The organism is Paenibacillus sp. J23TS9, from assembly GCF_018403225.1.
Taxonomy (GTDB): domain Bacteria; phylum Bacillota; class Bacilli; order Paenibacillales; family Paenibacillaceae; genus Paenibacillus_AQ.
Genome location: NZ_BOSG01000004.1, coordinates 38837 through 57501 on the forward strand (window position 1 = coordinate 38837; position 18665 = coordinate 57501).

Annotated in this window: 18 protein-coding genes; 4 read left to right on the forward strand and 14 right to left on the reverse strand. The window is 48.7% G+C overall.

Features of this window, described 5'->3' with window-relative positions:
* Window positions 1-9: 9 nt before the first annotated feature.
* The 3 genes from recQ to KJS65_RS21680 all read right to left on the reverse strand — a co-directional run bounded on the left by recQ (window position 10) and on the right by KJS65_RS21680 (window position 2970).
* Window positions 10-1872 (reverse strand): DNA helicase RecQ, encoded by a 1863-nt coding sequence (gene recQ, locus KJS65_RS21670; RefSeq protein WP_213651941.1) that lies wholly within the window; start codon window positions 1870-1872, stop codon window positions 10-12.
* Between the two features lie 214 nt (window positions 1873-2086).
* Entirely contained in the window at window positions 2087-2623 is a 537-nt protein-coding gene (locus tag KJS65_RS21675) for a hypothetical protein (RefSeq protein ID WP_213651942.1), read from the reverse strand.
* Window positions 2620-2970 carry a DUF6509 family protein gene (locus KJS65_RS21680; RefSeq protein ID WP_374706206.1) on the reverse strand — a complete coding sequence of 117 codons (351 nt, stop codon included), beginning with the start codon at window positions 2968-2970 and terminating at the stop codon, window positions 2620-2622. Before KJS65_RS21680 ends, KJS65_RS21675 begins: the two co-directional genes overlap by 4 nt.
* Before the next feature lie 97 nt (window positions 2971-3067).
* Here KJS65_RS21680 and KJS65_RS21685 point away from each other — a divergent pair, with 97 nt between their 5' ends.
* Both KJS65_RS21685 and KJS65_RS21690 read left to right on the forward strand, forming a co-directional pair.
* Window positions 3068-3337 carry a PQ-loop domain-containing transporter gene (locus KJS65_RS21685; RefSeq protein WP_136603983.1) on the forward strand — a complete coding sequence of 90 codons (270 nt, stop codon included), beginning with the start codon at window positions 3068-3070 and terminating at the stop codon, window positions 3335-3337.
* A gap of 105 nt (window positions 3338-3442) precedes the next feature.
* Window positions 3443-4537, forward strand: coding sequence for an FAD:protein FMN transferase (locus KJS65_RS21690; RefSeq protein WP_306432982.1), 1095 nt, complete (start codon window positions 3443-3445; stop codon window positions 4535-4537).
* Between the two features lie 7 nt (window positions 4538-4544).
* Here the strand turns inward: KJS65_RS21690 and KJS65_RS21695 are convergent, their stop codons facing one another.
* Window positions 4545-5483: an AEC family transporter gene (locus tag KJS65_RS21695; protein WP_213651943.1), complete on the reverse strand. Its 939-nt coding sequence runs from the start codon at window positions 5481-5483 to the stop codon at window positions 4545-4547.
* A gap of 183 nt (window positions 5484-5666) precedes the next feature.
* Complete coding sequence (locus tag KJS65_RS21700; RefSeq protein WP_213651944.1) at window positions 5667-6287, reverse strand: NUDIX hydrolase; 621 nt, start codon at window positions 6285-6287, stop codon at window positions 5667-5669.
* Window positions 6288-6414: 127 nt separating this feature from the next.
* On the opposite strand from KJS65_RS21700, the gene KJS65_RS21705 reads away from it, so the two are divergent.
* A complete protein-coding gene (locus tag KJS65_RS21705; protein ID WP_213651945.1) occupies window positions 6415-6573 on the forward strand; it encodes a hypothetical protein in 159 nt (52 codons plus the stop codon).
* A gap of 235 nt (window positions 6574-6808) precedes the next feature.
* Window positions 6809-7849 (forward strand): LCP family protein, encoded by a 1041-nt coding sequence (locus KJS65_RS21710; RefSeq protein ID WP_213651946.1) that lies wholly within the window; start codon window positions 6809-6811, stop codon window positions 7847-7849.
* A gap of 98 nt (window positions 7850-7947) precedes the next feature.
* Here the strand turns inward: KJS65_RS21710 and KJS65_RS21715 are convergent, their stop codons facing one another.
* The 9 genes from KJS65_RS21715 to KJS65_RS21755 form a co-directional block, all read right to left on the reverse strand.
* Window positions 7948-8334, reverse strand: coding sequence for a rhodanese-like domain-containing protein (locus tag KJS65_RS21715; RefSeq protein ID WP_213651947.1), 387 nt, complete (start codon window positions 8332-8334; stop codon window positions 7948-7950).
* A 179-nt stretch (window positions 8335-8513) separates the two neighbouring features.
* Window positions 8514-9755, reverse strand: coding sequence for a 2-oxoglutarate dehydrogenase complex dihydrolipoyllysine-residue succinyltransferase (odhB, locus tag KJS65_RS21720; RefSeq protein ID WP_213651948.1), 1242 nt, complete (start codon window positions 9753-9755; stop codon window positions 8514-8516).
* Window positions 9756-9761: 6 nt separating this feature from the next.
* Window positions 9762-12638, reverse strand: a complete 2877-nt coding sequence (locus tag KJS65_RS21725) for a 2-oxoglutarate dehydrogenase E1 component (protein ID WP_213651949.1) — start codon at window positions 12636-12638, stop codon at window positions 9762-9764.
* A 290-nt stretch (window positions 12639-12928) separates the two neighbouring features.
* Window positions 12929-13813, reverse strand: coding sequence for a DUF72 domain-containing protein (locus KJS65_RS21730; RefSeq protein ID WP_374706207.1), 885 nt, complete (start codon window positions 13811-13813; stop codon window positions 12929-12931).
* A gap of 269 nt (window positions 13814-14082) precedes the next feature.
* Window positions 14083-15057, reverse strand: a complete 975-nt coding sequence (locus KJS65_RS21735; RefSeq protein WP_213651951.1) for a glycoside hydrolase family 43 protein — start codon at window positions 15055-15057, stop codon at window positions 14083-14085.
* A 43-nt stretch (window positions 15058-15100) separates the two neighbouring features.
* A complete protein-coding gene (locus KJS65_RS29960) occupies window positions 15101-15382 on the reverse strand; it encodes a DUF6171 family protein (RefSeq protein WP_306432983.1) in 282 nt (93 codons plus the stop codon).
* Between the two features lie 8 nt (window positions 15383-15390).
* A complete protein-coding gene (locus KJS65_RS21745; RefSeq protein ID WP_213651953.1) occupies window positions 15391-16872 on the reverse strand; it encodes an alpha-N-arabinofuranosidase in 1482 nt (493 codons plus the stop codon).
* 60 nt (window positions 16873-16932) lie between these two features.
* Window positions 16933-17766, reverse strand: coding sequence for a carbohydrate ABC transporter permease (locus KJS65_RS21750; RefSeq protein WP_213651954.1), 834 nt, complete (start codon window positions 17764-17766; stop codon window positions 16933-16935).
* 2 nt (window positions 17767-17768) lie between these two features.
* The gene (locus KJS65_RS21755; RefSeq protein WP_213651955.1) at window positions 17769-18662 is read right to left on the reverse strand and encodes a carbohydrate ABC transporter permease; all 894 of its coding nucleotides are present in this window, start codon (window positions 18660-18662) and stop codon (window positions 17769-17771) included.
* Window positions 18663-18665 lie beyond the last annotated feature (3 nt).

Genomic DNA, 18665 nt, shown 5'->3' on the forward strand with positions numbered 1-18665 from the left:
TTCCTTCTGTTATTCATAATCGCTGTCGTCTTGAACCTCGCCCTGTTCCCGGAAAAAATCAAGGAAGGGCTGGCCATATTTGCGGAATTTTACTTCGCCGACACCTTTAACATTCAGCATTTCTACTTCGGTCTGCGGACATACCACGCTCATCTCCCGCAGCGTTGCATCATTAAAAATAATATAAGAAGGTACATGCTCCTTACCCGCAAGCTCGCGCCGGATCAGACGAAGCTGCTCGAATACCGTCTCATTGACAGCCGATTGCGAATGGTCATGTCTGCGCGAGCCACCGGAGCGGCCACCCGCAGCCTCTGTAACTCCCTTGGCAGGCATGCGCTGCATCACGTGGCGCTGCCCCTTCAATACCTCTGCTGCCGGCGGCTGGAGCCTCAGCACCGGGTACTGCCCCTCGGAGAGTACCAGGTAGCCTTCTGAAGCCATGACATTGATGATCTCAGATATCTCCTTTTCCGTCCGGTTGGACATCGCCCCGTAAGTCGACAGATCATCGAATCCATACTGGAGCACCTTCTTATTGCGGGAGCCTTTAAGCACAGAAGCCACCATGGATACGCCAAAGCGCTCCCGCATGCGGTGAATGCATGAGAAGATCTTTTGCGCGTCAATGGTCATATCCACCAGCTCACGCTCATCCGTGCATGAACTGCAGATCTTGCACGGTTCATCCTGATGCTCTTCACCGAAATAATCCAGCATGGCATTGCGCAAACATCTCGTCGTATAGCAGTAATCCACCATCTGCTGGAGCTTGCGGTATTCATTCGCTTTACGTTCCGACTCCTGCGGGTTCTGCTCAATCAAGAACTTCTGTGTCATAATGTCCTGGGCACTGAACAGCAGGATGCATTGGCTGGGCTCACCGTCACGTCCCGCACGTCCGGCTTCCTGAATATAAGCCTCCATGTTTTTCGGCATATTGAAGTGAATGACATACCGCACATTGGATTTGTCGATTCCCATGCCAAAAGCATTCGTTGCCACCATAACCCGAATATCATCGTACAAAAAAGCTTCCTGACTTGCAGCCCGCTCATCATCGGTCATACCGGCATGGTATCTTCCTGCCGCAATTCCAGAACTTCTCAGGCGTTCATATAAATCATCTACGTCCTTGCGGGTCGCAGCGTATATAATCCCTGGCTCATGTGCATGAACTGCGGCGTACTTCAGCACAAACTCACGCTTGTTCTCTCCGCGCAGCACCGACATGGCCAGATTGTCACGGCCCAGACCCGTAACAAATACTTCCGGCTGCTCCAGGCGCAGGAGCCGAACCATATCCCCCGTAACTTCCTGTGTCGCCGTAGCCGTAAAGGCTGCTACGATCGGGCGCTCAGGCAGACTCTGGACGAATGGGGCCACCGACAGGTAGCTTGTCCGGAAATCATGCCCCCACTGGGATACGCAGTGAGCCTCATCGACCGCTACGCAGGAAATGGACAACGTGTTCATCTCGTCCCGGAACCAATCCACTTCAAGCCGTTCAGGCGCGACATAAAGCAGCTTCAGATCCCCGCGTTTCGCCGCGCGAATCCGTTCGTTAACCTCTTTGCCGCTCAGTGTGCTGTTGATATACGCAGCCGGGATGCCCATCGCGGTCAACGCATCCACCTGATCCTTCATCAGCGAGATGAGAGGCGAAACGACCAGCGTCAGTCCAGGAAGCATTAACGCAGGAATCTGGTAACAGATCGACTTGCCTCCGCCCGTCGGCATAATACCCAGTGTGTCGCTACCATCGAGCAAACTGAGGACGATTCTTTTCTGTCCTTCCCGGAAATCCGGATAGCCATAATAGGTTTGCAGCAGCTGCTGTGCCCGTTCCAGTGTCATCATCTCTACACTCATAAACTTAAGAACTCCTAACGAAATCTATTGGAAAATGGTTTTGAAATTTTCAAGAGAATACGATCGCTTCTTAAAATCTTATGAAAACGACTACCCTTAAGTTTAACGGGCTTTACAGGAATGAGCAACTGCATGTACATTTTTTGGAAACATGTATGATGGCATACAAAAAGCCGGCAGGGAACTGCCGGCTTTCTTTTGCAGATTGAGACGCCTATCCTTCTTCTTTCGGTTCCCCTGCCACATCCCACCGGCTCCGGTATTTCTCCAGCAGCGGGTGCAGATCGTCCGGCTTGTCCGCCAAAATGAGACGCAGCTTTACGATCCATTCGGCAAATGAAGAATAGGAAGCAAATAAATTAGCCATCTCAGGTGTGAGGTAAAGAAAATGCGGCGCAGGATATTTCTCGGTCAGATGCCGCAGAGCTGAATCCATCGGGGTATATTTTTTTCGTTTCGCTTCAAAACCCTCAATAACCGCTTGAGAACCGCGATCCTGCTTCCAGCTTTCAAGCTGCTGCTCCCGTTTGTAATAAGCTATGACCGGATGCTTCAGCATACGTCTTACCGTTTCTTCATGCAGCGGGTACAACACAAATCGCGAGAAATTACGTTCCTCCGCTATTTTCTCCGCCTTATCCAATTCTTGATCGCTTGTATCCTCAAAGATGTCATAGTAGATCAGCGTACCTTTGTACTGCTCTTTTGGCGGTTCATACCCGTAGGGCACGGTCGTAGCAACATGCTTCATTCCTCAGCATCTCCCAGATGATCACGACAGAATGCCTCGATCACCTGTACCTCATCGTCCTCCAGGTCAAAATCGAGGTAGACTTCTGTTGACTTCTCATACAAGTCGTATTTAACGAGTTTGCCTCCATCCTCCTGGACACTGTATAAAGCCCGAACAAACAGTCCGTTCTCCGAATAAAGCTCATCATCCTCCGGTACTTCAATGTCCAGCTTATACTCATAACGCTTGCCCTCCAAAATGCGGAATGGGTCCTTGATATGTTCTACCTGAAATTCCGTAATCGTCAGCATCATGTCATCCTTTCCAAATTCAGCTTCTTTTCTTAGAAGGTCATATTTTGCCATTACTTCTTATTCTAACAGACATCAAGCAGAACATTCACGTTTCTGGGCATCTGCTGCATATATTAACCCCAAAAAGATCAGACAGGAGAGCTTTTAGATGATATATGCAATCATGCAGCTTATTGGCGGGCTAATCCTGGCCGTTGCCTGGATCCCACAAATCATTCAAATTCTGCGGACCAAATCCGTTAAGGATCTCAATAATAAAACATTCCTGTTTCTTGTGGCCGGTATTGCACTCATGGAGGTGTATGCCGTTCATATGGCACTCGGAGGCGTAGGGTTTGCCTTTCTGATTACGAACTCCGTATCGCTTCTCATTATGCTCACGATCCTCGGATGCATTCTCAAATACCGAAAAGGATAATTTTAAATTTTGTCTACATGAGGAATGACACAGCGGGATCCCCCACCCGCAAGTATGATGTGATTAGAAGAAATGATGAAACAGATAAGAGCCATGGGGGGATGGATGATGAAACGAAAATGGATGATAGGGATACTTGCATTGGTACTCATCGCAGCCGGTGCGGCCGTTTCTGGACGGGGCAGCCTCCCTTTCTTATCCGGAGCCGGTCCAGAGGCTAAAGCCGAGGCTAAACAGGCGGCAGCCATTTCAGAAACCTACTTTATCTTCGATACCGTTGTGAATGTGAAGCTGTACGGGGAGCATGCATTGCCTCAGCAGCTTGATGACATTAAGAATCTTTTGGAAACCATGGACCACGGGCTGAGCCGTACATTGCAGACCAGTGAGCTGTATAAAGTCAACCAGAGTGCGGGTAAGCAAGCGGTACATGTATCGCAGGATACGTTTGAAGTGGTGAAAAAGGCTCTGGATTATGCCGTACAAACCGGCGGCTTGTATGATCCCACTGTCGGACCGCTGGTCAGCCTCTGGAATATTGGCAACGAGGGGGCACATGTTCCGGCCAGCAATGAGCTTACTCAGGCTATGAACCTGATCGGGTATAAGGATGTTCTTCTGAATGCTGGGGAGAGAACGATTAAACTGACCCGGCCTGGAATGGCACTTGATCTCGGGGGGATTGGCAAGGGGTATGCCGCCGACCGTGTGGCCGCATATCTGAAGAAACAACAGGTGGAAAGCGCGATGATTAATCTTGGGGGAAGCAGCATTATCGCTATGGGGAGCAAGCCCGGTGGGCTTAGCTGGAATATCGGTCTGCAGGATCCCGACCAAAGCCGCGGCACTTCACTTGGCAACGTACAAATCATTAACAAAACGATTGACTCATCCGGCGTTTATGAACGCTTTTTCGTGGAAAACGGAGTCAAATACCATCATATTCTCGACCCGCGGACAGGCTATCCAAGCCAAAGCGGGCTCAAAAGCGTGACCATTATTTCCGATTCGGCAGCGGATGCCGATGCGCTATCCACCGCCGTGTTTATTATGGGGCTTGAAGAAGGTTTGAAATATATCGAGAAACAAGCTGGCGTAGAGGCTTTTTTCATCACGGATGACAACCGGATCTACGAATCTTCTGGTCTGAAGGATCAAATCCATTTTAACAATCCGGAGTACACGGTAACCGCGCCGTAAGTAAATGTCAGGAAAGCCAGCCAATCATGAGCGGCAGCAGGATGAACGAAGCCAGTGTGGTCCATAAGATACAGCGTGTCACAACCTTCGGCGCTGCATCGAACTGCTCTGCCAGAATGACCGCATTTACCGCAGCCGGCATAGAGCTGAGAATCAGAATAACGTTAAACAGCGTACCATGTACACCCATCAAAAATAGCAGCAGCATGGATGCCAGCGGGGAAAGCACCAGCCGGAGCGACATACCGGCATAAAATGCCTTTTGCACTGTAGCTGAATAAACAGCCTTCGCACCGTCCCCGGCATTCACACTGACCATCTGCGCACCCAGGATAAACAGGGCAACCGAAGAATAGGCTCCCGATACCATGGATACTCCCTGCTCCAAGCCCTCTGGCAGTGACCATCCGCTCATGCGAAGTAAAACGGCCAGCGCAGCGGCGTACACCGATGGCAGCTTGAAGATGGATAGTGCTGCCTGCTTCATGGAAAAATGTGAACGTGCCGCAAAATATACCCCGATCGTATTCACAATGATAATCTGTAAAATAACATACACCGAGGCCTTATCCATTCCGGCTTGGCCGAAGGCCAGCAATACAAGCGGCAGACCGTAATTGACGCAGTTGGTGAAGAGGGCCACCAGGGTAAGACCCGAACGTTCCGCCGCAGGCAGGATCAACACCTTGCCGAGCCCGGACGCGAGCGCCCAGAGCAGCAGCATGTTCAATATCGTAAACAGTACAGTCTGAGTTATATCTCCATATGAAATATCCGCGTGCATCAGCGTCTCAAAAATAAGCGCAGGGCTGAGCAAATAAAGGGATAGTGTGGAGAGCGGCTTTGTTTCCATTTTCTTAAAACGCTTAATCAGAGCCCCGCCGATCACAGGCAAGGATATAGGAAGAAACACTTGATATATGGTATGGACAAAAGTAGACAGCATGATGACCCTCCTCAGTTGCAGCGTTCAGCAGTATAAATTGGATAGCAGCTACAATACTACAAAACCAGCTACCATCCGTCCAACAGTTAATTTCTATAAAGCTTATAGGCGAGGAAGATGGTAGAACGTTTAAGGCAAAAGAAAAACTGCTGCGACAGGCAGCAGTTTGATCAGATATATTCATCAATCAAATACCGGAATACGCTGCGGATTCTTCAGAAGATCAAACATGAGCTTAATCTGTTCTTCGGTATTCCGGCTTTGTGAAAGCTCCGGCAGCTCATCTTTGCCAAAAAACGCTACGCCGCTGGTTTCCACTCCCTCCTGAGCTTTGCCGCCGATAATTTCGCAGTGAATAAACAGCTTGTACGCATGATAAGGAGCGGGCGGATTATGCTTGTGATTATCAAGCACAGCAAGCAGGCGCAGCGTCCTGACCTCATAACCCGACTCCTCTCTGACTTCTTTCACCGCAATTTCCGACGGGGAGAGCAGCAGATCGGCCCAGCCTCCAGGCAGTGACCACTCCCCTTCCTCTTTCTCTCTCACCAGCAGAATCCGATCATCCTGAATCACAACGCCGCGGATATCCACCTTTGGTGTAGCATAGCCATATTCGCCTGCGAAGAGGTCCAGCAGCTTGCTGCTCTCCACATCCGTGTATTGTCCCATGATCTCGAGACTGAGCGCACGGAGCTGCTCATAGCGTTCCTTGTCATAAACATCTTTGGTATATGCCAGACCTGTCTGAGCAATCCCCTGAATTTGTTTGGCCCAATCCAGCCATTTTAACGTTGCTTCCATCGTGTGCATGTTCCTCTCCAAAAAAAATTTATGTTTTTATTGAGAAAGATTATCATTGAGAATGAGTTTATGATACAATGATTCTCAGAGAAGTAATTTACAATCAACGGTTAAGGAGTCGACGAGCATGGTGAAAACATCGGCGCAATGCGCAGAGATGCGGATTGACGATTATTTGGATCTTCTGAATCTTGCAAAACAGCTGGGTGACATCCGATGGCAAAAGGAAATTATCCGCAAATTAGAACGGCTTAACGATAGACTGCAAACCCCTGCCCTGTACTAGAAGGAATGGTCCCCCTTTATATATAATCCATTCTACGCTCATTTGAAAAGACGGCACATCATGTCGTCTTTTTTTGCTGCCTTGATGTTGAAAAATATCGATTGCTGGCGAGTGACATGACCCAATGTGTTGATTTTTTTTAAGAGAATACTATAAAATAGTTTAATAGTAGAAGAAAATTTTGTAAATTGTTGTCCAGCAGCTTGACCCATGACGAACCAAACAGGAGATTTAAATGGAAAATCAAGAGCCGCAAAGGCTAACACGCCCCCGAAAAAGAAAGAAAAAGAAGCGCAAAGGAACCTGGCTGCTTATCACGCTTGTTTGCCTCCTACTCATAGCAGGAGCCGGTTACATATTCAGGAAACAAGCCGCATTACTCGCTTTTGACACCTTAATGAAAGATACCGTTACGGAAACATTAGATCAATCCTATGAAAAAATCGACGAAGAGGTTAAGCCGGATAAGGTTCAAAACCCGTTTTCCTTACTCCTGCTTGGAACGGATGAACGCAAAAATGAACCTGGACGCTCCGATACGGTCATTTATTCTGTCGTACGCCCAGAGGATAGCAAGATTCTACTTATTTCTATACCACGAGATACATACACCGAGATTGCTGAAGAAAATAAGAAGAGCAAAATTAATGCCGCTTATGCGCGCGGAGGAATTAAACGAAGCGTGGATACGGTTGAAAATCTGGTTGGAAACAATGTCGACTTCTATGCCACCATTAACTTTCAAGGCTTAAAAGACGTGGTAGACAAGCTTGGCGGTGTGCATCTGCCGATTACCAAGGTCATTGAAAACAAGCAGAAGATTCATGAGAAGCTGCGGATCGAGCCTAACAAATCAATTTATGACGGTGACGACGCACTAAGTTATGCCCGCTATCGTGAGGATTCTGATTTCAATCGAACCATGAGACATCGGGTTCTTATTGATGCCGTCATGGCCAGAGCGCTTGAGATCAAAAACATTACGAAAATCCCGGACCTGATCAAGGTCGCCGGAAGCAATTTCAAAACCAACATGAACTCCACGTTCATGATCGACTTGGCCAAATCCTTCTACGAAGGCAGCATGCCTACCTTCAGCAACTATATGCTTAAAGGTAAAGGAGCTATGCGTGACTCCGTCTGGTATTACGATCCGGATCAGGAGGATATCGAATACATCCGTAAGCTGATTACCAACTGGCATGATCCAAGCACGCCTGCAGACCAGCTGATGCAGCCATCGATGGAGGATGGTTCAAATGCCAGCGGCCAGTGAATGAAGGCAATACCGCTGTGATATGATTAAAAAAAAGGGCGTCTCCAGATCCGACTTGCGGAGTTCTGGAGATGCCCCTTTTAACGTTGAAGCTTATTCTAACGGATACGTTTTCCAGTCCAGGAAGATATACCGCCCATTAGGTTATTCACTTCCGGAAAACCGCTCTTCAGCAGCATTTTAGATGCTTGCTTGCTTCTCATGCCGCTCTGGCAATAAAGGAAAACATCGCTGTCCTTGGAGATTTCTGAAGCTCTGCTTCCAATTTGGGACAGTGGAATGTTCACAGCGCCCGGAATATGCCCTGATTTGAATTCATGGACTTCCCGGACGTCAATCAGATGCTTCTGCTTGGACTCCTCCAACTTCTTGCGAAAGGGCTCGTCCCGAAGCTGTACAAGCCCTTTTACAGGAGCGAACATGCGGTAGAGCATCCATACGACGAAGAGTGCCAGTACGATATAAAATATGGTTGATGAAGTCATAGATAATCCCCTTTTCTTCTCTTGGAGCAAAAATATGTGTATGGTTTAAATACCCCACAGGGTATATATACAGCATAGTCCAGTCCTACTGAAAAGTCAACGGATGAACGTATTCTCATGCAAAACAAAAAGCCGAACCGTAAATTACGGTTCGGCTTTTTTCATATGATACCGAATGATCAGCCTTCAAGCAGCAAAGATTCTGGATCTTCCAACAGTTCCTTAACCGTTACGAGGAAGCGGACGGCTTCACTGCCATCCACGATCCGGTGGTCATAAGACAACGCAATGTACATCATCGGACGGTTCTCCGAGCGTTCGGCGTCAATCGCTACCGGACGAAGCTGGATTTTATGCATACCTAGAATACCTACTTGCGGCGCATTCAGGATTGGTGTAGACATCAGGGAACCGAATGTACCACCATTCGTAATCGTGAAGGTGCCTCCTTGAAGCTCAGACAATGCCAGAGAGTTATTGCGTGCTTTCGAAGCAAGCGAAGCAATTTCCTTCTCGATTTCGGCAAATCCCAGACGATCCGCGTCACGAACGACCGGAACGACGAGACCTTCCTTCGCCGATACGGCGATGCCGATATCATAGTATTTCTTCACGATGATATCCTCACCGTCAATTTCAGCATTCAGATGCGGGAATTTCTTGAGCGCACCCACAACCGCCTTCGTAAAGAAGGACATGAAGCCCAAACCGATCTCATGCTTCTCTTTAAAAGCATCCTTACGGCGTTTGCGGACATCCATGATAGCCGTCATATCCACTTCATTGAAGGTTGTCAGCATCGCAGCAGTATGCTGTGCTTCAACCAGACGCTTCGCAATCGTTGCCCGGCGGCGGGACATGCGTGTGCGTTCAGCCGGTTTGCCTGGCTGGCTTACTTCAGCCGGTGCTGCTGCAGGGGCTGGAGCCGATGGGCGCGGAGCCGGTGCTTCCGTGTGACTCTTCACGTTATCCTGGAAGATGCGTCCCTTCGGATCACGGTTAACCTGTTCCAGATCAATGCCTTGCTCACGTGCAAGCTTGCGTGCTGCCGGTGATGCTGCGAGGTAAGAATCCCCTTCTTTTGCAGATTCAGCTGGTGCAGCCGTACTAGGAGCAGCTGGTGCTGGTGCTGCCTTCTCTTGTGCCTTCGGCTCTTCTTTGGCTGGAGCAGCTGCAGCCGCTTCACCACCTGCAGAAATTCTGCCCAGAACTTCGCCGATTTGAACGGTGTCACCATCATTTCTCAAAATCTTCTCGACCATGCCGGATTCCTCGGCACTGATTTCAAGATTGACCTTATCTGTTTCCAGCTCCAGAAGAACATCCCCCTGGTTAACTGCGTCCCCTTCTTTGACATGCCACTTAAAAATAGTTCCCTCTGTGATAGATTCACCCATTGCCGGTACTGTAATTTCGCTCACTGCCTGCTACCTCCCCAGTGCGATGTTATGCTTAATAGATTTTTGGTTCAATGCCGTAGATACGATTTGTTGTTGTTCAAAGCTGTGTATCTGTTGGAAGCCGCTGGCGGTACTCGAACGTTCCGGACGACCGTTGTAATTTACTGGCGTACCTTGCGGGGCCACTTTACGGAGATGAGGCTCGATATAACGCCAAGCACCCATGTTTTCCGGTTCTTCCTGTACCCACAATATTTCCTTAACATTTGTAAAACGTGCGAGAATCTCACGAACTTCTTGTTCAGGGAACGGATAAAGCTGCTCTACACGGAGGATATGCAGCCAATCTTTCGCTTCTTCTTCTTTATCGAGTGCTTCCTCAAGCTCCACGGCAATTTTACCGCTGCAGAGAACCAGGCGCTCAACACGCTCAGGATTTCCGCCAAGACCTTGTTGTTCAAGCACACGCTTGAAGTGTCCTTCGCTAAGCTCCTGCCCGTTTGATGCAACACGCGTATTACGGATGAGGCTTTTCGGCGACATCACGATCAGCGGGCGTGCATCTTCACTTTCGGTCAATGCTGCCTGACGGCGAAGCAAGTGGAAGTACTGAGCCGCACTGGACAGATTGACAACAGTAAAGTTCTCTTCGCCGCCAAGCTGCAGGAAACGTTCCAGACGTGCACTGGAGTGCTCTGGTCCCTGTCCTTCATAACCGTGAGGAAGCAGCATTACCAGACTTGATTTCTGTCCCCATTTGGAACGTCCAGCCGAAATGAACTGGTCCGTGATAACCTGCGCGCAGTTCGCGAAATCACCGAACTGGGCCTCCCAGATGACAAGCGTCTCTGGAGAATATACGTTGTATCCATATTCAAATCCGAGCACCGAAGCCTCGGATAACGGACTGTTGTAGATCGCAAAGGATGCCTTCGCCTGCGGAAGCTCGTGAATCGGGCAGAAGGTTGAACCGTTCTTCGTATCATGCAGCACCAGGTTACGGTGTGCGAACGTCGCACGTTCGGCATCCTGGCCTGTAAGACGAATCGGTTTACCGTCAGCGATAATGCTTGCGAAGGCCAGCGTTTCCGCTAGACTCCAGTCTACCTTTTCACCATCGTTTAATGCGGATTCGCGGCGTTCCAGAATACGCTGCAGCTTCGGATAGACATTGAAGTCAGCGGGACGCTTCAGCAGATCCGTATTGATTTCACGCAGCGTGTTCAGTGGCACACCCGTCTTAATCGCCTTGATCCGGTCTTCAGCAGGTGTTTGCTGATGAGAATTCGCCGGCTCCTGCTCCAGATCCTTAATCTTGTCGTAAGCATCCTTCATGCGGTTTTGAACCTGCTGGATCATATCATTGGACTGCTCTTTATTCACCACGCCTTTTTGGTTCAGTACATCTGCATAGATGCTGACAACACGAGGGTGGCTCTTCACTTTGTTATAAATGAGCGGCTGCGTTGTATCCGGATCATCCGTTTCATTATGACCATATCGGCGGTAGCCGACCAGATCAATCAGGAAGTCCTTCTTAAATTTATTGCGGTATTCGCTCGCAAGGCGGATGGCGGAAATACATGCTTCCGGATCATCAGCATTCACATGGACGATCGGAATCTCGTAGCCCTTCGCCAGGTCACTGGCGTAATGAGTCGAACGGGAATCCCGGCTTTCGGTCGTGAAACCGATGTTGTTGTTGGCGATGATATGGATCGTACCGCCATTTTGGAAGCCAGGAAGCTTGTTGAAGTTCAGTGTTTCCGCCACAATGCCTTCGCCAGGGAAGGCGGAGTCGCCGTGAATCAGAACTGTCGCAGCCTTGTTCACATCCTGCTGCGGATAGCCTGGCTGTGTGCGATCTTCCTGCGCTGCGCGGGCAAAGCCTTCAACAACCGGATTTACAAATTCAAGGTGACTCGGGTTATTGGCAAGCGTAATCCGGGTCTGCACGACACTGCCATCCTTCAGGACACGTTTGGCGCCCAGATGGTATTTCACGTCGCCGGTCCAGCCGAAGTTGATGCCCATCGAGCCTTCCGAAGGGAACAGCTTCTTGTTTGGCGAATGGTGGAATTCAGAGAAAATCTTATCGTATGGCTTGCCGAGTACATGAGCAAGAACATTCAAACGGCCGCGGTGTGCCATACCCATCAGGATATGCTCTGCGCCTTCGTCGGACATGATGCGCACCATTTCGTCAAGCATTGGAACCAGCACGTCATTACCTTCAATAGAGAAGCGTTTCTGCCCTACAAAGGTACGGTGCAGGAATTCCTCGAACTGCTCAACTTCGATCAGTCTCTCAAGGAGGTTCGTTTTCTCCGACTCACTCAGTGGAGCAGGGAAAATTCCGCTTTCGACATGACGGTTCAGCCATACGCGCTCTTCCGTATCATGCACATGGCTGAATTCAAAGGCAATGGTTCCTGTATATGTTTGACGCAGCTTCTGGATGGCTTCCCAACCGGTTCTAACATTCTCAGGCGCCCCGTCCCAGATCAGGGATGCAGGGAAAGCCGTCAGATCGGACTGACTCAGTCCGTATTGTTCAGGTTCAAGTATGCGTGTGTCCGGCTTCGGAATGATGCCGAGTGGATCGATGTCTGCTGCCAGATGGCCGTATGCACGGATATTCCATACAAGCTTGCCGGCATCCACACCCTTCTTCAGCATGCTGCTGTCGATTGGCGCGCTGGCGGATGCTGCGTTTACCGGTGCCAGTGCAGCCGGCGCAATTGGAGGTGCGCCCCACATCTGAAACACTTTGCGGAACGTTTCATCCACAGAATCAGGATCTTTCACGTAACGTTCATACTGTTCCTGAACATATCCCAGGTTGGGGCCGTAGTAGTTTTCCCAGGCTCCCTGCGTTTGTGTGTCATTCTTATTGGTTATCATCGCTAAAGTGATACCTCCGCCTTGATTTTTTAATAGTCATATAGAATGAGTTGTTCTTCGAACCATTCTTCTATGCGTTGGACGGAAATCTGAAAAAATGATTCTTGTAAGCCGTTTCACCATAAATGAAAGCGGCTCAACTTCTATTATAAACATATCTTCTCCATACCTGAAATAACCATTTAATATAGTTATGATCTAAAAAACAGATCAATCAGGACAAAAGGGCATTTTACATATGAAAATGTTTACAACACGGGTCAGATCTTCAATAAAACTTATAGGTTTCTTTAATCTTCAAAAAGCGTCAATTGATCGGGTGGCAGCTCGGGAGCATCCAAATCTAATAAATTCATCAGCTGTATGGCATTACCCGCAGCATCACCGCCGGAGTTATTATTAAATATGACCCAGCAGTTCTGGGTCGACTCGAGTAATTTGCTAATATTTCCCTTCCATTCCAAAAGTTCTTGTTCATTGTACCGGTACAGGTATCTGACCTCCCGCCAATTGGGCTGTCCGCTCGAATGCCAACCGGCTGCATTCCGGCCATGAAGGCGGACGAGTGTAAAATCGTCTCGAGTCGGTTCAAGAATCATCGGTACGGACCCTTCACCTGCCTGCGGTTCATCGCAAATCGAATGAATCCAGCCTTCCTCCCTCATAAAAGCGAGTGTCTTGTCCATCATTTCCCCATGGAACCAGCTTTGATGCCGAAATTCGAGAGCCAGCGGAAATCCGTCCATCCATTCCCGGGTTCTGCGCAGCATTTCAACATGCTTCCGATCACAATCAAACCATGGCGGATACTGAAACAATATCGCCCTCAGCTTGCCCGCCTTTTGCATCTCTTCTGCCGACTCCCGGAAAGCCTGAAACATGGACCTGGTGTCCGCAAAGGGAATTTTCCCACGGGCATGTCCCGTCATTCCCTGATATGCTTTGACAATGAAACCGAAGGAACCGGGCGTTTGTTCGCTCCATTTTTGCATTCTTTCCGGTGAAGGAACAGCATAAAAGGAGCTATCAAGCTCCACAATCGGAAAGCGGTTGCTGTATACCTGAAGCTTTTCTCCCGCTTTGGTCCCTTTTGGATAAATTTCATCATGATCTCCCCAGCCCGAAAGGCCGATTTGAACATTTTTATCATCCAGCTCTGTATGATTCAACGGCAATCGACTCCATCATGTCTTAGTATGACCAACTATTTTCTTCCAATAACTTTATTCCTCTATAATACCCTTTAACCTTAAACAGCCAAAATCCATCATAAAAAACGGAATTCATGTTATTTCACGCTCCGCTCAGTTCCTTCCAACATAAAGTCTCCTTCAGCAGTAGTATACATTTTATTTGCAAACAGTTCATATCAGCCGTTACGATGCATCAATTCATAAAAAAAGAGCCCGCTGTTTGGAAAGCGGACTCTTTGACCGGTATTTTCTTACTTCATTTCCTTAACCGATGCATCCGGAACCGGAACACCGAAGTCTGGCATCCCGTTCTTTTTCCAGGTAAACACCTGAGCTCTGGTATGACGGTTTGGATCATACAGCGGATCACCTGTAATTTCTTTATAATTGCGGGCATGATACACGATCACATCTTTTCCATCCTCCGAAACCGTAAAGCTGTTATGTCCTGGTCCATATTGACCATTTTCTTCCGATGTTTGGAATACGGGCTGAGGTGATTTCACCCAGGAGGCAGGATTCAGCAGGTCCGACGATTCATCCGCATACAGCAGACCCATGCAATAGTTGTGATCTGTAGCACTGGCTGAATAGCTGATATAAATGCGCCCATTCCGCTTCAGAACCGCCGCTCCCTCATTGACTTTAAAACCAATGGCTTCCCATGGGTATTCCGGTGTCGAGATCATCACCTGCTCCCCCGTTAACGTCCACGGATTTCTCATGGCCGAGATATACAGATTCGAATTCCCCCCGATTTCCGGATCCTTCTGCGCCCATACGTAGTACAGGACGTCCTGATGTTCAAATGTGGTTGCGTCCAGTGCGAACGATTCCCATTTTGTACGAACCTGTCCCTTTTCAACCCATTGCCCTTCCATTGGATTGGCAGAGTCATTCTCCAGCACGTACATCCGATGATCGAACAGGCCTTCTTTTGTCTCCGTTGTCCGCGCAGCTGCAAAGTAGATGTACCATTTGCCGCTTATATAATGAAGCTCCGGCGCCCAAATATTCGCGCTGAGCGGGCCGCTGTCATATTTTCGCCATGCCACTACAGGCTCAGCTTCACCCAATCCCTGCAGGGTTCGGGATCTGCGAATCTCAATCCGGTCATACTCCGGCACGGAAGCTGTAAAATAGTAATAATGATCGCTGTGTTGATACACCCACGGGTCGGCTCGCTGCCATACGATAGGATTGTTGTATTCCTGGTTTGTATTCATGTTGGTTTCTCCTTTATGTAGCACAGTTTTGTCTAATTGGAAATCATATGGCTGCCGACGAATCCCATTTCGGAACAAGCGGAAACGGGCAGACAGAATCCTGCAAGCGGGCCCTTACGGCGATCAGGCAGCCACAATAGCGGCAGGTGGTTCCATACTGAAGTCCAGGGCATTGTTGACATTGCTCCATACGCCGTGCGTATTCTTCGTCTGGCACGCTTTCTCTGCCACGGGTCGCAATTTCCACAAGCCGTTCCAGTTTTTCAGATGAGATCTGGACACTCTCCATGCATCCTTTACAATGATTCTGACGCTGCTCCATCATAAGCCACCTTATTTCAGTTCCAGAACAACTACCGAGGCAGGCGGAAGTTCAACGATCAGCTCGCCTTCTTCCAGCTTGGCTCCAGTAAATGTCACGGGTACAACCTCGTTAGGCTGTTGGAATGTGTTATGGGCATTCAGTGAAGAATGCGCAAGGATGGTACCTGTCACCTGCTTGCCTTCCGCTCCTTCCAGGAGGCAGCGGATTGAAGCACTTTCCGCATGATGAAGGTTACAGACTGACAAGTGAATGGCGCCATTTGCATCCACCGAAGCAGACATGTTAATCTGCGGAATCATCTCTGCTCCATGCTTATACATTGGACTATCAAACGATACGTTCAGCAGTTCGGCATCCTGATGTACTTTATACATATGAAATACATGGTACGTCGGGGTGAGCAGCATCTGATCCCCCTCTGTCAGCACCATGGCTTGCAGCACATTGACCACTTGGGCGATGTTTGCCATTTTCACGCGTTGACTGTAATTATGAAAAATGTTGAGATTGATACCGGCGATCAATGCATCGCGAAGCGTATTTTGCTGATACAGGAATCCCGGATTCGTACCCGGCTCGACATCATACCAGCCGCCCCATTCATCGATGATGAGCCCGACTCTGCCCTCAGGATCGTATTTATCCATGATTTTGGAATGCTTGACGATGAGTTCTTCCATATACAACGTGTTCTTCATCGTAGAGAACCACGCATCCACGCCGTATTCCGTCGCAGAGCCTTTGCTTCCGGACCAATCGCCCGTAGGCAGTGTATAGTAGTGCAGGCTGAGACCGTCCATCAGTCCTGCGGCTTCGCGCATCAGGACCTCTGTCCAGTGATAGTCGGCTGTATTGGGTCCGCAAGCGATTTTATATATCCGGTTACCGCCGTAATTTCGGACATAGGTAGAATAATGGCGGTACAGATCAGCATAGTATTCCGGCCTCATATTCCCGCCGCAGCCCCAGTTTTCGTTCCCCACACCGAAAAAGGGCAGCTTCCACGGCTCCTCACGCCCATTTTCCTTACGCAGGCCGGCCATCGGCGATTCTCCGTCAAGAGTCATATATTCCACCCACTGCTGCATCTCACGTACCGTACCGCTTCCCACGTTCCCGCTGATGTAGGGCTCGGTTTGCAGCAGCTCGCATAAGCGCAAAAATTCATGCGTACCGAAGTGGTTATTTTCCTCTACGCCCCCCCAGTGATTGTTAATCATCCGTGCCCGTTTTGATTTGGGGCCGATGCCGTCCATCCAGTGATATTCATCCGCAAAACAGCCGCCCGGCCAGCGCAGAACCGGGATATTCAGATTCTGAAGTGCCTTCAGAACATCATTACGGTAACCCTCCGTATTCGGGATAGGCGAATCTTCTCCCACCCATATGCCTTCATAGATGCATCGGCCAAGATGCTCGGCAAATTGTCCGTACAAATAACGGCTGATCGTTCCATGGGTCTGCTGTGTGTTAATATGCATTTTAATCATCAAATCTTCCTCGCTCTCTGCCAGTTGTTTTATTGAAAATCACTTTTTTTTCAAAACGGTCTAGCCTTTAACCGCACCTGCCGTCATGCCATCGATAAAGTACTTCTGGAAGGCGACGAACAGGATAAAGATAGGGATAATCGAAAAGAAGGAGCCTACGATAAGCAGATCATAGTTGTTGCCGTAAGGAGTAAGCAGCGTCTTCAGACCAATGGGCAGCGTGTACTTTCTATCATCGCTGAGAACCATGAACGGCCAAAGGAAATTATTCCAGCTGTTCATTCCGTTCAAAATCGCCATGGCTGCAAACGACGGCTTCATGATCGGCAAAATCAGACGAATGTATATTCCGTATTCGGAAGCGCCATCCACACGGCCTGCCGAAATAATTTCCTTGGGAATGCCACTGAGATATTGTCTAAAGAAGAAAATCGTAGCCGCACTCGCGACCCCGGGCAAAATAATCGCAGAGTAAGAGTTCATCAGTCCAATGTTGAAAATCAGCGTATAGAGCGGAAGCAGCAAAATCTCAAATGGAACCATCATAATGAGAAGCACACATATAAAAAGAATGTTTTTCCCCTTAAATTCATATGCCGAAAAGCCATAGGCAACCGTCGCGCTTACGATTAACGTCAGAGCGACCTGAGCAACCGTCAAAAATAAGGAATTAAAGAACCATGTAAAATAGGCATGATCTCCCGTAAACAAATAAGCGAAGTTGTCCAGGCTCATCACGGACAGATCAAACCGCAGGTTAAGACCATAGCGAATGAGATCCCCGCCCGGCTTAAACGAAGCAATCGTTACCGCATAGAATGGAATGAGAATAAGCAGACCCAGAACTGCAAAAAAGATAAAGAGGACTGTTTTCATCACCATATCCTTTTTCATGCTTAATCCTCCTTCTTAAACATTCCGGAGAATGCCAGTTGAGTCAGGTTAATAATCATCGTGATGGCAAGCAGTACAATACCGACTGCCGCCGCATAGCCCAGATTGTTCTTCTCGATCCCTTGACGGTACAAATACCCCACGATGGTAAGACCGATATTTTTGGGCGAGTTATTTCCGTTCCACAGCATCATGCTCTCGATGAACATCGCAAGACCGGCGTAGATACTTATCGTAAGGACGTAAATCGAAGTTGGTTTAAGCAGCGGCATCGTGATTTTCGTGAACTTCTGGAATCTGGATGCACCGTCAATCGAAGCAGCTTCGTAATAATCATCCGGAATATTCTTGAGCCCCGAAAGGAAATACAGCATATTCACCCCGGTCCATCTCCATGTGGCGAGCGCCACCAAAGCAATATATCCTGTTACCTGTCCCTTCAAAAACTTCATGGGTTCGATGCCGAAGAGGCCCAGAATGCTGTTGATCATCGACCCTTCCATCTCACCAAACATCAGCCGGAAAATCGTACCCGCAACAACAACCGAAGTAAGCGCCGGGAAGAAGAAGGAGGATTTAAAAAATTCCCTTGCCCACATCAGCTTGCTGTTGATCAGCACGGCAAACAGCATCGGAAACGGAATCAAAATGACAAGTGTCAGCAGCATGTATACCGCGCTGTTGGCGACTGCTTTGAAAAAGGTCTTGTCACCCATGAGCTTGGTATAGTTATCCAAGCCCACCCACTGCGCATCCTGTCCAAGCGTCACCTTTTGAAAGCTCATGCTCAGAGAACTCCCCAGCGGATATACCCAGAAAATAAGAAAAACCAAAATGAATGGCAGCACGAACACATAAGGAGCAACTTTTTGCGAATACAGAAATCTTTTTATCATAGC